Genomic DNA, 15347 nt, shown 5'->3' with positions numbered 1-15347 from the left:
TATGGAAGACTTATCTGCACGGCTAGAAAACATCCTCGAACCCGAACTACCAGCCCTTACAGAGTCACAACAACAACTGTTGCAAGAACTCAGCATTAATGAAAGCCATCCTGGTACAATTCTGCAAGACTTTCAAACCTTGATAGATTTTTTGCAACCAAAAGGGGTAGAAGTTAGTAGTGTCAATAACCTGCTGCCGCTGAAAGTACTATCAGAACTAAATTCTCGATTGAGTCACCCCATTGAAATTCTACTCAAACGCCCCGTACAGAAATCATATCCCTACATTAACGGACTTTATCTATTATTACGCAGTTCTGGCATAGCCGAAGTTAAACACCAAGGTAAAAAGCCAAGTCTAGTATTAGATACAGATGTATTGGCATCTTGGTCAAACCTCAACTCAACAGAACGATATTTCAACCTATTAGAAGCCTGGTTAATTTGGGGAAATAACGAAATTTTGGGTGAACGTAGTGATTCCTTCGGCAATTTATTTAAGTGTATCCAGTGTTGGAAACGTATCCCAGATCAAGGCGCAAAATTTGCTAAATATGAGGATCAACATGAGATTAATTATTTCCCAGGACTACATAACGTTGCTTTATTAGAATTATTTGGCTTCCTCTCTATTAAACAGGGAAAACCCCAAGCTGGTAAAGGATGGCGCATTACCAGTTTACAACGCTTACCCTGGGGCGATATTATGTTGCCATTAATATTACAGATTGCGCTCCAAAAAGGATTAGAAGATAATATAAACGTAATTTTTGGGCAATGGCAGTCACAATTTAAATTGTTTTTTCCTGAATGGCAGCATAATTTAATTATCCCACATCAGGAATTCATCGATGGTATTTATATTTTTAAAGTATCTATTGCTAAAGCTTGGCGTCGGATTGCCATACCAGCAAAAAAACCATTAAGCTGGCTAGCTGAAATGATTCTCAATGCTTTTGATTTTGATTATGATCACCTTTATCAGTTTAGTTATAAAGACTATTTTGGTCGCACCATTACCATTGGTCATCCCTATATGGAAGATCCCCCATTTGCGGATCAAGTAAAGATTGGTGATTTGCCTCTAGAACCAGGTGGAAGAATGACTTATCTTTATGATTTTGGTGACAATTGGCAATTTGATGTGCAATTAGAAACAATTAATCCACCTGATAGCAAAAGCAAAAAAGCGAAGATTTTAGAAATTCACGGAGAAGCACCCCAGCAGTATGGGAGTGAAGATGAAGAATGGGAAGAAGAAGAGGAGTAGTTAACTATCTAACTTCCACAAAAAACAGGTTTTTGATATCTCTTAATGCAGGAGTGCGTTATGCTTAGTGCCAATAGTGAATTTACCTTTGTCGAACTCAGGTTAAAAAAGTACTAGCCTAAGTTATCATCATCAAATAGTTTTAAGAATTATTCTGATGTCTAAAAAAATTACTCTTGGCTTGATGCTGCTGTTTCTGGGTACGCAAATTGGTATCAACCAGCAAGTAGCTAGATCGCAAGTCCCAGTAGTACCGGCAGTACCAGCAACTACCAGCAAATCAATTTGTCCTGCTGAACTGGGTGCATCTGTGGATGCTGTAATCAATCGTCCTCAATTTATGCGATCGCACTGGGGTATTATGGTACAACCCCTGTCATCTGGGAAAACTCTTTACAGTCGGGATGCACAGAAATACTTTGTTCCTGCTTCTAACCTCAAGCTACTAACAACAGCCGCTGCATTACAGCAATTAGGTGCAAATTTTCGCTTTCGCACCTCTATTTATAGCAATAGCAACGGTGTTTTACGAGTTGTGGGTAGAGGAGATCCCAGTTTAACTAATATTCAATTACAATCATTAGCACAGCAATTAAAACAGCAAGGTATTACCGAAATTAAGCAGTTGATTGCCGATGATAGTTATATTCAAGGGGATATTGTTAACCCCACTTGGCAATGGGAAGATGTCCAATCAGATTATGGCGCACCAATCAATAGCTTGATTATAAATCAAAATGTTTTTAGCTTCAAGCTTGTACCACAAACTGTGGGTAAAGTTTCACAAATATCATGGAATGATGCCAACGAAGCAAAACAGTGGGGAATAATTAATCAGTCTGTCACCGTTGCCCAAAATCAACCAACCTACATCAACGTTACCCGCGATTTATCGGGAAAAATATTACGAATTACAGGACAATTGACAGCCCAGTCTGAACCGTATTTAGTAAATTTGCCAGTCATTGATCCTAATCAATACTTCTTGCGACGCTTCCGCACAACTTTGGCAGCAGAAAAAATTTCCTTGGGACAAACATTGGTAGTAAATGGTGGTACTAATCAACAGGAAATAGCATCTGTAGAATCGCCTACTTTATCTGAATTATTGGCTGAAACAAATGTAAATAGTAATAATCTCTATGCTGAGGCATTGCTGAGAGCATTAGCTGTGAAAAAAGCCAGAGGGTTAAATCAGAGTAGTGCTGATGTGGGTTTAGAAATTGTCAAAGCAAGTTTAACTCAATTGGGAGTTGATTCAGCAAATTATGTTTTGGTGGATGGTTCAGGTTTATCACGTCGTAACTTAGTGACTCCATTGGCTTTAATCCAAACTTTGCAGGGAATGGCAAAAATACCAGCAGCATCTGTCTATCGCGCATCTTTACCCGTAGCGGGGAAAAGTGGAACTCTCAAAAATCGCTTTCTTAACACATCAGCCGAGGGTATTGTGCAAGCAAAAACAGGCACATTGAGAGGTACAGTTTCTCTTTCTGGATACGTGAATTTGCCGCAGTATGAGCCTTTAGCTTTCAGTATTATGGTGAATCAATCTGAACAGCCTGTAACTGTTATCAGGCAAGGAATCGATGAAATTGTGGTGTTATTAACGCAGTTGCGGCGTTGTTAAATATTGTCCAAAAAATATGTCAATTCAATTGCAATTTCACACTCTACTGTACTTTTTCGTACATGGATAAAATTGCAAATAATTAGTTAGAAATAGCCAGAAAAAAGCTACTGGCGTAAATAGATCTATTGTAAAACAGGAGTCTCACCTGTTCGGGGGCGGGCGAGACGCCCGCCCTACGAGATATTAATGAGGAACTGCCAATTTTTGATCAATTACCTGATCAACTACCTCAACATGGTCAGTCACAATTTGGCGGAATACTTCGCCCTCAATTGTCTCCTGCTCTGTTAACAAATCAACTAATCGCTCCAAAAGTATGCGGTGTTCTTCCAATAGTTCTTTGGCTTTGATGTAGCAAGTGTTGATAATTTCCCGGACTTGACTATCAATTTTGGCGGCGATTTCTTCAGAATAATCTGATTTATTCATCCAGTCGCGTCCTAAAAATACCTCGCTACTCTGATTTTCTAGGGAGACTGGCCCTAATTCAGACATCCCGAACTTTGTGACCATCTGCCGTGCCATATTTGTCACATGTTGCAGGTCATTCCCCGCACCTGTGGTTACTTCCGGTTTACCAAAAACAATTTCCTCAGCGGCGCGACCACCCAAGGCGGCGGTAATCCGTGCTTTGATTTGGGAACGGGAAATTAAACCTTGCTCCTCATTGGGGGTAAACCAAGTTAATCCTAGGGCTTGCCCCCGTGGGATCAGGGTGACTTTTTGCACTGGGTCATGGCCTTTAAGGAATGTACCCACCAAGGCGTGTCCGACTTCATGGTAGGCAATCAAGCGCTTGTTTTTGCTGTCTACTAAGGGGGTACCTTCCATGCCGGCAACTACCCGATCGATAGCAGCGTCAATTTCGAGGATAGTGACAGCTTCTTTGCGTCTTCTGGCGGTGAGAATTGCCGCTTCGTTGAGTAAGTTGGCTAAGTCTGCGCCGGTGAATCCTGGAGTGCGGCGGGCGATCGCATCTAAAGATACATTAGGATCAATTTTCTTATTCCGGGCATGAACTTTTAAAATTTCCAGTCGCCCTTTGAGATCCGGTGCATCTACCATCACTTGTCTGTCAAACCGTCCGGGACGCAATAATGCTGCATCTAGGACATCTGGGCGGTTAGTGGCAGCAATAATAATAATGCCTGTATTACCTTCAAAACCATCCATCTCAGTCAGCAGTTGGTTGAGGGTTTGTTCCCGCTCATCGTTACCGCCACCGATACCGGCACCCCGCTGCCTTCCTACAGCGTCAATTTCATCGATAAATATTAAACAGGGGGCATTGTCTTTGGCTTTCTTAAACAAGTCACGCACACGGGAAGCACCCACACCGACAAACATTTCCACGAATTCCGAACCGGAAATACTGAAAAATGGTACACCAGCTTCCCCGGCGATCGCTTTTGCTAGTAAAGTTTTACCAGTACCAGGAGGCCCAATTAACAGCACTCCTTTGGGAATGCGTGCGCCAACAGCAGTAAATCTTTCTGGCTGTTTGAGAAAAGTGACAACTTCTTCCAGTTCTTCTTTCGCTTCTTCCACCCCAGCTACATCTTCAAATTTGACGCCAGTTTTAGCCTCCATCTGAAAGCGAGCGCGAGATTTGCCGAAATTCATCGCTTGGCTAGAAGCATTGGTAGAGCGACGCAAAAACAAAAGCATCAAAGCCACCAGTGGCAAAATCCACATCAGGTTGATCAATAACCCCACAGCAGCTCTACTGTTAGCCGAGGAAACCTCACCAAACTCAACGTTTTTTTCTTTGAGTTTGTTAATTAACTCCGTGTTTTGCTCTAAAAGTCGCACCTGTATGGGTGGTGCATCTGGCTTTTGCCCCGCTAAATAAACTTTGGCTGTCTGTTCAGTTTCATCCAGTTCTACTTTTTTGATTTCTCCTTTCTGCGTTTTCTGGATCAACTCGCCATAAGTTAAGGAGTCACGCTCTGGTTTTTGTCCTAAGGCGGGAGTACCCCCAAAAATTCCTGGCAGCATAATCAAGCTAGCTGCTATGGTTCCCGTCCAAGCAGACCATTTTGGCGATCGCTGTTTCATCAATGCTTTTTTCCCAAAATTTGTCATATTAATTACCCTTTGTTTGTTGGCATCAGCTGAAAACTGGTTTTATGCCTATTCTTCTAGCAGAAATTCCAATAACTGGAAATTACAGTTGTCTCATCTAGTCTAACTTCCAGACCAAAGCATTCCCCAGTCTCCACTAGTTACCCCATGTAGCCTATCAGTTTGGGTAATCTGGCTCCTCGGAGGGATGATCAGCCAAAGTTCCCAGCATCCAACGCTTAATTAATAAGGTTCTCGGTAATTATTTTGACTAAATTTTGTTTGCCCTCCACCCCAGACTCAAAAGTTTGACATCCTACAATATAAATCGCTAAGATAAACATAATCATAATGACTACGCTTTTTAAGAATTCAGGTGATAGTAGCTAAATATTAGTTTATGGGTGAATTATGGTGAGAATTGTTGGTATTGGTGGTAGTTTAAGACCCGGCTCCTACACTCAACTAGGTTTGCAAGTAGCAGCGCAACGAGTAGCAGCCCTAGGTGCAGAAGTAGAAATTCTGGATTTGCGACAATTGCAATTACCCTTTTGTACTGGTGCCAAGGAGTATCCAGACTATCCAGACGTGCAACGGTTGCGCGATACCGTTCGTAACGCCGATGGGTTGATTTTGGCAACACCAGAATATCATGGCGGCGTGAGTGGTGTCCTCAAAAATTCTCTAGATTTGATGAGTTTTGAGGAACTCTCTGGTAAAGTCACGGGACTGATTAGCATTTTGGGGGGTCAATCCAATAGTAACGCCCTGAATGAGCTACGGTTAATCGTTCGGTGGGTACATGGTTGGGTAATTCCAGAACAAATTGCGATCGGACAAGCTTACGGTGCGTTCAATCCTGAAGGTAAGCTGCTGGATGAAAAACTTTCCCAACGCTTTGATCAATTTGCTCAAAGTTTAGTTGATAACACTCGCAAGCTGCGCGGAGTTAGTTAGAAACAAGAGATTAAAGGAGGACGTTTATGTGCAGGAGTTCTCCTTGTTATCCTCTATCGCTTCATCTGTACAATGGCAAAATAGAAGCAGTGCCACTAGAACCTTTTAAGGAAACCTTCAAAGAGATTTCAGTCTCACTGTAGAAGGGTTGTTCAATTGGTTATTAGAGTAAGTCGTTAAACTTTGTTACAGCGGTTTTCAGGTAAATAGACCACATGGTAGGGGCACAGCACTGCTGTGCCCCTACAATAGATATGGTTCAAATAGATGAAAAAAATTAGCGATCGCTCTCCTGATCAACGTACAGCTAGCAAGGACACCGAAATACCGGAATGCTCCTTGACAACCGAGTGATCGAGTGGGAATCAAAGGCAAAAATCTGAGATTAGCCCACCTAACTGACCACAGAGATATTTATTGAGATAAAAGTACAATGCATCACATTGTTAACTTAAGTGAGGCATATTCATAAAAACCTTGATATACGGTCAGTAGACCGAAAACTTTTGCGATGCCTTCTCTACGAGACGCTACGCAAACGGCGTACGTAGCCATCGGCAAAAAAAGTAGTTTATAATACTGTTTTGCCGGAGTCTAAAAAAGTTGATTGTTTTTGATGAGTCATAAAGGAAACTTATGAGTCAGCCACCTAACTTAGAATCAACTCAAGCTAGCTCTACGTCAGATAGACTTCACAACCCAACCCATAGTTGCGGTCTATAGTTTGACCTAAACAAAAATTACAGGATAAGGCTTTCTATACTTTTAGAAAGTATTTTATATAAATAGAGTGGTACAATACTTTTCGGCTAAGTACATATAAGTATATAAATTGTCTCTAAGCCAAATTTTAGCAATACAGCAAAAATGATGGAAATATTGAACAGTATTTTGTATCCATTTAAAATACCATTTTTGGCATCATCGCAAATTTATTGGTTATATCTGCTTTCAACTATTTTACTGGCGACAATACTATATATAGTTGGTCTAGCCAATCGGGGCAAAGAGAAAAGTTTTCTAGAATACCTTTTACCTAAAGAAGTTTATTTACATCCTTCATCTATTGCTCTATACAAATATTTCTTTTTAATTTCCTTGTTCGAGATATTTTTCGTAGTGCCAACAACACTATTTTTAGCAAAAATTGCCGATATCACTTGCCAAGGTTTAATACAAATTACAGGCATTACTACACCCTCTATAGTCACTATTCCCCAATTATGGCAGCAGATCGTATTCAGCCTTTTTATAGCATTATTAGGTGATTTTGCTAATTTTTTCTACCATTCTCTGGCTCATAAAATTCCTATTTTGTGGGAATTTCATAAAGTACATCATTCAGCCGAAGTCATCACACCATTGACGGTATATCGCATTCATCCATTTGAGATGTTTTTAGGCACAATAACGATTGTTACAATCACTAATTTCGGAGCGGGTATCTGGATTTACTTGTTTGGAAATGGGATGAAAGGGCTATTAATTTATGGAGTCAGCTTTGAGATTTTTATCTTTTATTTAGCAGGGTATAACTTGCGTCATTCTCATATCTGGTTAGCTTATCCTCAGTGGATCAGCCATATTTTCATCAGTCCAGCACAACACCAAATTCATCATAGTGTAGACCCCAAACATTATGATAAAAACTTTGGTTATATTTTCGCATTCTGGGACTGGATGTTTGGCAGTTTATACGTGCCAAGCAACTATGAAAAACTGAGCTTTGGTTTATCAAATGGAGAATCAAATTTGTTTAATAGTGTCACCAATATGTTTTTACAGCCTTTGAGAGCAATTAGACAGAGAATCAGCAAAAACTCAGTCTGATTTAAATCCATATTTAATTCACTGTTGATATTTTCCCATCTGGCATTCACCTCTGAAAAATTTTACAATTTATGAGCGAACATCAGCCCAATAATCATAAAAATGAAGTTGTTTTAACAATGGTAGAGCATATTCAACAATTTATAGAACAGCCAAATTCTGTTTTTGGTAATATGCCTATCTGTCCCTTTGTAAGCAAATTTCGTCGTGAAGGTAAAATTTTGTTGAAAGTTGAGACCTTTTATTATACTAAAGAATTTAGTTTCGATCCAAAAGTTTTGGATTTAATCACTGAATTTAAACAAGATAATTATTACGAGGTAATGATGGTTATCCATCCAAATAAATTGGCTTTTTCATTAGATGAAATGAAAGATTTCACTCAAGATTTAAATGATTTTATAGCTCCTCTGGGATTAATTGCTTTCAGTGGTCATCCGCTTGATAATTTTAATATAGATGGTGTTTACACAAGACGAGATCCATTTATAAATTTTACACTCCAAGAGATAGAAAAAGTGAATTTATATGCAGATATTTTGAAATCTACTGCTTATTATGAAAGATGGTCTTTAGAAAATCTTGAACACATTCAAAGATGAAGCCATGAATACAGTAAAGGGGTCTGGGAGGAAAGAGACTTGTGGAAGAAGATTTGGGAGAGAATCAATGCACTATTCGTAAAGGAATCAGATAATTAAAAAGTGGTGTAACTTGTGTAAATAATTATCTTGCTAGAGGGCGGAAGAAAATAGAAGAACATCGTCCATCCCTATTTTGCCATAAATTTCTACACAGTTTAATACATAAGCCTTTCAGGGTAATTCGTCGCCCCATCAGCCACCTATTAGTAGTATTTTGTCAGCAAAAAGTAGTGCAAAATCCGGTTAAAACAATTCAGCTATAAAATTCAGATGTAGCAACAGCAATGAAATATTCTCAAAATAAGTGTATTCATCAAGTGTTTGCAGAGCAGGTAGAAAAAACACCTGATGCAGTAGCAGTTGTATTTGAAAATCAGCAATTGACCTACAGAGAATTGAATGCAAAAGCTAATCAACTGGCACATTACTTGCAAGGGATGGGGGTAGGTTCAGAAGTATTAGTGGGTCTATGCGTAGAGCGTTCTATTGAAGTAATTATCGGAATTCTCGGTATCCTCAAAGCGGGTGGAGCTTATGTTCCTTTAGACCCTGCTTATCCCCAAGAACGTCTGGCATTTATGTTAGAGGATACTAACTTAAAAGTGCTTTTAACTAAAACAGAATGGATAGAGATACTACCTGTTACTACCGCTTCAGTGATTCTTCTTGATGCAGACTGGCAGAAAATTGAGCAACACAGCCAACAGAATCCTGTGTGTGATGCAACACCAGAAAACCTCGCTTACTTAATATATACTTCTGGCTCTACTGGCAAGCCAAAAGGAGTACAAATGCCTCATGCGAGTATTTGTAGTTATATTAAGGCGATCGCTAAAATAATCCTAGTCAATAGCAACGATATTTATCTCCACACAGCATCTTTCTCATTTACTGCCTCAGTCAGACAATTATTCTTGCCTTTATCCCAAGGTGCTACAAGTATCATTGCTACTCGCGAACAAACTAAAACTCCCCTCAGTCTATTTGAATTAATCCAAACACAGGGTGTCACTATCTCTGATGGTGTACCTTCCGTGTGGCGTTATGGACTGATGGCTTTAGAAAGTTTAGAGCAAAAATATACAAGAGCACTGAGTGAATCAAAATTAAGATTAATAATATTTGGTGGCGAATTACTACCCTATCAACTAATTAAAAAGTTACGCAACCTGTTTCAAACACCACCCCGGTTTTTTAATATCTTAGGTCAAACAGAAAGTATTGGAAATGGTTTTTATCCCATTCCAGATGACTGCAACCTTGAAGAGGGATATGTACCAGTTGGTAATCCTCTGGAAAAGATTCAGCAGGTTTACGTACTCAACTCCCAACTTGAGCCAGTAAAAATTGGTGAGTCTGGGGAACTACATATTGCAGGTTCTACCTTAGCTCGTGGCTATCTAAACCGGACTCAAGCGAATGCTGAAAAATTTATTGATAATCCTTTTGAGCCACAACAGCGACTTTTCAAAACTGGTGATGTCGCTCGCTACTCCAGCAACGGTAGTTTAGAAATTCTTGGTCGGATCGACTTTCAGGTAAATATCCGAGGGATGCGAGTTGAACTAGAAGAAATCGAATCTGTATTGAAACTTCATCCCCATGTCCGGGAAGGTGTCGTCACCCTTAGAGAAGATATCCCAGGAGACCAGCGACTAACAGCCTATATTGTAGCTAATAATCAAACCTCTAATTGGGGAGAAATTCGCAGTTTTTTAGAGCAGAAACTACCAGATTATATGGTTCCTAATGCCTTTGTGCTGATGGAGAAACTGCCAGTATTACCCAACGGCAAATTAGACCGCAACAGTTTACCTGCACCAAATATATCTGCTGATATTCGTAACTTTGTTGCACCCCGTACCCCAAAAGAACAAGTTATAGCTAACATTTGGGCGGAAGTTTTAGGATTAGAAAAAGTAGGCATTTATGACAATTTTTTAGAATTGGGAGGGCATTCGCTGCTTGCCAGTTTAGTTATATCTAGATTGCGCGAAGCCTTATCTGTGGAATTATCGGTCAGCGTTTTCTTTGAATCGCTTACTGTAGCCATTTTAAGCGAACATATTGAAGATTCCTATGATCACAACCAGCAAAATCAAACCTTACCAATATTAGAGTCAATTGACCGTTCTGTTGAATTACAATTATCTTTGATTCAGCAGCGATTTTGGTTTCTGGATCAAATGGAAGGGGCAAATGCTGCCTACAATATTGCTAGAGCGTTGCGTTTAGTTGGTCGGCTGAATTTAACAGCACTCCAACAAGCTATAGAGTCAATTATTCAACGCCATGAAACCCTGCGTACTTCCTTTGGCATTGTAGATGAAAAACCAGTGCAATTTATTGCTGCAACTGTACCATTTACTTTACCATTAGTGGACTTACAAGAATTACCAGAAGTTGAGCAACTGACTGAATTACAAAGATTAATTACCGCAGAATATACACAACCTTTTGATTTAAGCACAGCACCTTTATTAAGAGTTAAAATAATTTGCCTAGAGTCAGATTCCCATGTGTTGCTGGTGACAATGCACCATATTATATCTGATGCTTGGTCAGTAGGAATTTTTCTCAAAGAATTGTCTGGTTTCTATGGAGTTTCTCCCTTACCAGATTTGCAGATTCAGTATGCAGATTACGCTTACTGGCAACGTCAATTGCAGCAAAACAATATTATCACCACCCAGCTAAACTACTGGAAACAACAGTTAGCAGATGCTCCACCTGTAATAGAATTAACAACCGACCGACCGCGTTCTGCTATGCAGACATTTCGAGGTAGTATCCAGAGGTTTAAGTTGGGTGATGACCTGACAAACAAACTGAAAACCCTCAGTCAGAAGTCAGGTACTTCCCTATTTATGACTCTCCAAGCGGCTTTTGCGACGTTGCTTTATCGCTACACTGGTCAGGAAGATATTGTCATCGGCTCTCCCATTACTAACCGCAACCGTCCAGCCCTTGAGCCATTAATTGGTTTTTTTGTCAACACTCTGGTTTTACGCACCCGCTTAGAGAACAACCCCACATTTAGAGAACTACTAGCGCAGGTACGACAGGTTGCGCTCAATGCTTACGCTCACCAAGATGTACCTTTTGATCAATTAGTTGAAGTTCTCCAACCACAACGTCACCTCAGCCATAGTCCGCTATTCCAGGTGATGTTTGTATTGCAAAATTCCCCAGTCGAAAAACCAAAACTGCCAGGTTTGACTGTAACGCAGATCGAATTAGACAGACCAACAGCAGGAGCAACTTTTGATTTAACCCTGTCAATGCAAGAAATAGACTCAGAACTCAGGGGAGCATTTGAATATAATGCTAACTTGTTTGATGCTGAGACTATTGCCCGGATGGTAAAGCATTTTCAAACTTTGGTAGAGGCTATTGTTACTAATCCAGATGAGCGAGTCGGACAATTACCACTCCTAACAGCAGCAGAACAACATCAGTTACTGGTGGAATGGAATAATACACAAACTGATTACCCACAAAATAAATGTGTTCATGAATTAGTAACAGAACAAGCAGAAAAAACACCTGATGCAGTGGCATTAGTGTTTGAGAATCAGCAATTAACCTACCGACAATTAAATCTACAAGCTAACCAACTAGCCCATTATTTGCAGTCTCTAGGCGTAGAAAAAGAAACTTTAGTGGGTGTTTTTTTAGAACGCTCTTTTGAAATGATAGTGGGATTTTTGGGCATTTTGAAAGCTAGTGGTGCTTATGTTCCCCTAGATCCCAATTATCCGCCAGAACGCCTCAATTATATGGTGGCAGATTCACAAATGTCGGTTATCTTGACTCATTCTTCATTACTGCCACATTTATCCTCGACGCTAGAGCAAGCACAAACCAAAATCATCTGTTGGGATCAAGATATAGAAACTATTACAAGTCAGAGTTTGGATGATCCTATTAATAATGTTCAACCTGCAAATTTAGCTTATGTAATCTATACTTCTGGTTCTACAGGACAACCGAAAGCTGTGCTAATTCAACATTCAGCACTGTTAAATCTAGTGTTTTGGCACTTAAAGAATTTTGAAGTTAAATCATCAGACCGAACGACACAGTTAGCAGGAACAGCGTTTGATGCTGCTGTCTGGGAATTATGGCCTTATTTAGTAGTCGGGGCAAGTATATATTTAATTAAATCAGAGTTTCTGCTTTCACCAAAAACCCTCCAAGAGCAGTTAATATCACAAAATATTACTGTTAGTTTTATTCCTACACCCTTAGCAGAAAAATTATGTGTTTTAGCATGGTCAAACAATACAGCTTTGCGAATTATCTTAACTGGTGGAGATAGATTGAATCATTATCCATCAGATACATTACCATTTAAGTTTTTTAATAACTACGGCCCCACAGAAAATACTGTAGTTACAACTTCTGGTCAAATTTTACCTGGAGGATTAGGAAGTAAATTTCCGCCTATTGGTCGTCCCATTGCCAACACCCAAGTGTACATTCTCGACCGCTATCTGCAACCCGTTCCCATTGGTGTTTCTGGAGAGCTATACCTTGGTGGTGTAGGTTTAGCTAGGGGGTATTTGAATCGAAAAGACTTAACATCTGAGCGATTTATTGCTAATCCTTTTGTGGAAGATGAGCGACTTTATAAAACTGGAGACTTGGCACGCTTTTTACCAGATGGAAATATTGAATTTCTGGGACGCATTGATCACCAAGTTAAAATTCGCGGGTTTCGGATTGAATTAGGAGAAATTGAAACGCTATTGAGCCAACATCCCCAAGTTCAACAAGCGGTGGTAATTGTCCGGGAAGACGATCCAGGAAATAAATATTTAACGGCTTATATTGTGAGTGAAACAGAAACATTGACCAGTAGTAAATTGCGTCAGTTTCTGAAAGAACACCTGCCTGAATATATGATACCAGCGGCTTTTGTGACGCTCAAAGCCTTACCCCTGACTCCTAATGGTAAAGTTGATCGTCGGGTTTTGCCAAAGCCAGAGACAACAAATTCAGAACTAGAAGCTGCTTTTGTTGCACCCCGTACTTGGCTAGAAGAACAACTAGCCGAAATCTGGTGTACAGTGTTACATCGGGAGAAGGTAGGCATCTATGATAACTTCTTTGAACTGGGGGGACACTCTCTCCTGATAACATCTGTAATATCTCGCATTCGAGAAAGTTTGTCCATAGCAATTCCTCTCCATTCTCTATTTGCAGCACCCACTATAGCTGCACTTAGTCAAGTAATAACTGCTCGTCAGCTAGAGGTACAGGAACAAAGTAAAAGTGGTATAACCTTTGACACCTTACAACCTCTTGTCCCTCAATTACGAGACACATATATCCCACTGTCTTTTGCACAAGAGTCTATATGGCGTTTGCAACAATCAGATCCTGAAAGTTCTGCCTACAATAGCTTTTCTGTTTTACGTTTCACTGGCTCCCTCTCTGTAAGCGTGTTGGAGTCTAGCTTCAATGAGATTATTCGCCGTCATGAAATATTACGTACTACCTTTACTGTAGTAGAAGGTCAACCCGTACAAATCATTACCCCATCCCTGACCATACCGTTGGAGATCATAGACTTACAAAACCTACCTCAGAGAGAGCGAATATCTGAAGCACAAAGACTTGCTGCTCTGGAATATCAGCGCCATTTTGATCTAGCTTCAGTCCCTCTGATCAAAACAACCTTGCTGCGATTAGCTCCAGAAGAGCATTGGTTGATAATAAATATTCACCATATTATTACAGATGGGTGGTCATTTAGCCTGTTGTTGGAGGAGTTACGAATACTCTATGAAGCTTTTGCCAATGGTTTACCTTCACCCCTACCCGAATTACCTGTTCAGTACGCAGATTTTACCCTCTGGCAACGGAAATACTTTAATGAAAATGTAATAGAACAGCAACTTGCTTATTGGCTGCAAAAACTGACTAATACTTCACTAGCATCTGATGTGGTTTCTAGCAATCAGCCACAGATGAGTCACAGCGCAAGCGCATCTATTTATTCTGTAATTCTGCCAGCCAATCTTGTGGCATCAATCGAAGCTCTCAGCCGTTCTCAAAGAGTTAGTCTCTTTACCATTATCCTTACTGCTCTGAAGATACTTTTGTTCAAGTACACTGGTAAAAACGAAATTTTAGTACTGGTAACAGTTGGTAATCGTAGTCCAGTCGAAACTGAAAAAATGCTCGGTTGCTTCATCAACGACGTAATTTTGCGATCTGCGCTTCTCCCAAAGGGAGACGCCAAGGGCGAACGCAGCAGCGCTGAGTGCAAAGCACACGCTCCGCGAACGCTATCGCATCTCTCCTCTGAGCAAACAGGAATTACTCTTTTAGAAGAGATCAAAGAAACTCTCACAGAAGCAATCAACAATAAAGAGATTGCTTGTGAAACAGTCATTGATGCTATTACTAGCAAACAACCACTTAACATCTCCGCATCCCTGACTATGCTACCTCCACAAAATTGGCATGACTGGAGCTTAGATGTAGACTTTGTATCAATTAAGCGTGATCTCAACTTGTGGGATCAGGAAATTCCTTTAGAGATTTATGTTTCTTCACCTTCTGTAAATAATCCAACCATTGAAATTAAAGTCTTGTACAGCACAGAGCTATTTACAAATGAAACCATCGAGTTTCTGTTTAGCTATTACCAGGAAATTCTCCAGAAGCTCGTCCAAAATCCAACCAGCCAGGTTTCTGAATTTGCAAAGGACCTAAGTCTTTAAGAGGTTGTTTGAAAAGTATTGGGCGAATATAATTCGCTACTACACAAGCAAAGTCCGCCTGCGCGGACTCATGAAAATTCAACCCACGGAGGTGGGTTTTGTCTGTGTAGTCAAGCCACTGCGTTGCGCGGGTTAAGAGCGTTGAAGCAAGTGGCGCGCGACTTCTAGTCGCCTAGTGAGTAATAAAGTAGACTTTACAAACATCCTCTAAGGTT

General features: G+C 40.2%; 7 protein-coding genes. 6 read left to right on the top strand and 1 reads right to left on the bottom strand.

The annotated features are described in order from the left end of the window. Nucleotide 1: 1 nt before the first annotated feature. Both CYLST_RS03760 and dacB read left to right on the top strand, forming a co-directional pair. The gene (locus CYLST_RS03760) at nt 2-1270 is read left to right on the top strand and encodes a plasmid pRiA4b ORF-3 family protein (protein WP_015206375.1); all 1269 of its coding nucleotides are present in this window, start codon (nt 2-4) and stop codon (nt 1268-1270) included. A 157-nt stretch (nt 1271-1427) separates the two neighbouring features. Continuing rightward, the gene (gene dacB, locus CYLST_RS03755) at nt 1428-2900 is read left to right on the top strand and encodes a D-alanyl-D-alanine carboxypeptidase/D-alanyl-D-alanine endopeptidase (protein WP_015206374.1); all 1473 of its coding nucleotides are present in this window, start codon (nt 1428-1430) and stop codon (nt 2898-2900) included. A gap of 186 nt (nt 2901-3086) precedes the next feature. On the opposite strand, the gene ftsH is transcribed toward dacB, so the two are convergent. Then, complete coding sequence (gene ftsH / locus CYLST_RS03750) at nt 3087-4988, bottom strand: ATP-dependent zinc metalloprotease FtsH (protein WP_015206373.1); 1902 nt, start codon at nt 4986-4988, stop codon at nt 3087-3089. 390 nt (nt 4989-5378) lie between these two features. Here ftsH and CYLST_RS03745 point away from each other — a divergent pair, with 390 nt between their 5' ends. The 4 genes from CYLST_RS03745 to CYLST_RS03730 all read left to right on the top strand — a co-directional run bounded on the left by CYLST_RS03745 (nt 5379) and on the right by CYLST_RS03730 (nt 15132). After that, nucleotides 5379-5924, top strand: a complete 546-nt coding sequence (locus tag CYLST_RS03745; RefSeq protein ID WP_015206372.1) for an NADPH-dependent FMN reductase — start codon at nt 5379-5381, stop codon at nt 5922-5924. A gap of 867 nt (nt 5925-6791) precedes the next feature. After that, entirely contained in the window at nt 6792-7754 is a 963-nt protein-coding gene (locus CYLST_RS03740; protein WP_015206370.1) for a sterol desaturase family protein, read from the top strand. A 71-nt stretch (nt 7755-7825) separates the two neighbouring features. Continuing rightward, the gene (locus CYLST_RS03735) at nt 7826-8356 is read left to right on the top strand and encodes a hypothetical protein (protein ID WP_015206369.1); all 531 of its coding nucleotides are present in this window, start codon (nt 7826-7828) and stop codon (nt 8354-8356) included. Between the two features lie 326 nt (nt 8357-8682). Then, nucleotides 8683-15132 carry a non-ribosomal peptide synthetase gene (locus CYLST_RS03730; protein ID WP_015206368.1) on the top strand — a complete coding sequence of 2150 codons (6450 nt, stop codon included), beginning with the start codon at nt 8683-8685 and terminating at the stop codon, nt 15130-15132. The last annotated feature ends 215 nt before the right edge of the window (nt 15133-15347 follow it).

Origin of the sequence: Cylindrospermum stagnale PCC 7417 (genome assembly GCF_000317535.1) — a bacterium.
Classification (GTDB): domain Bacteria; phylum Cyanobacteriota; class Cyanobacteriia; order Cyanobacteriales; family Nostocaceae; genus Cylindrospermum; species Cylindrospermum stagnale.
Note: the sequence above shows the minus strand (reverse complement) of the source record. Positions and strands in the feature narration are given on the sequence as shown.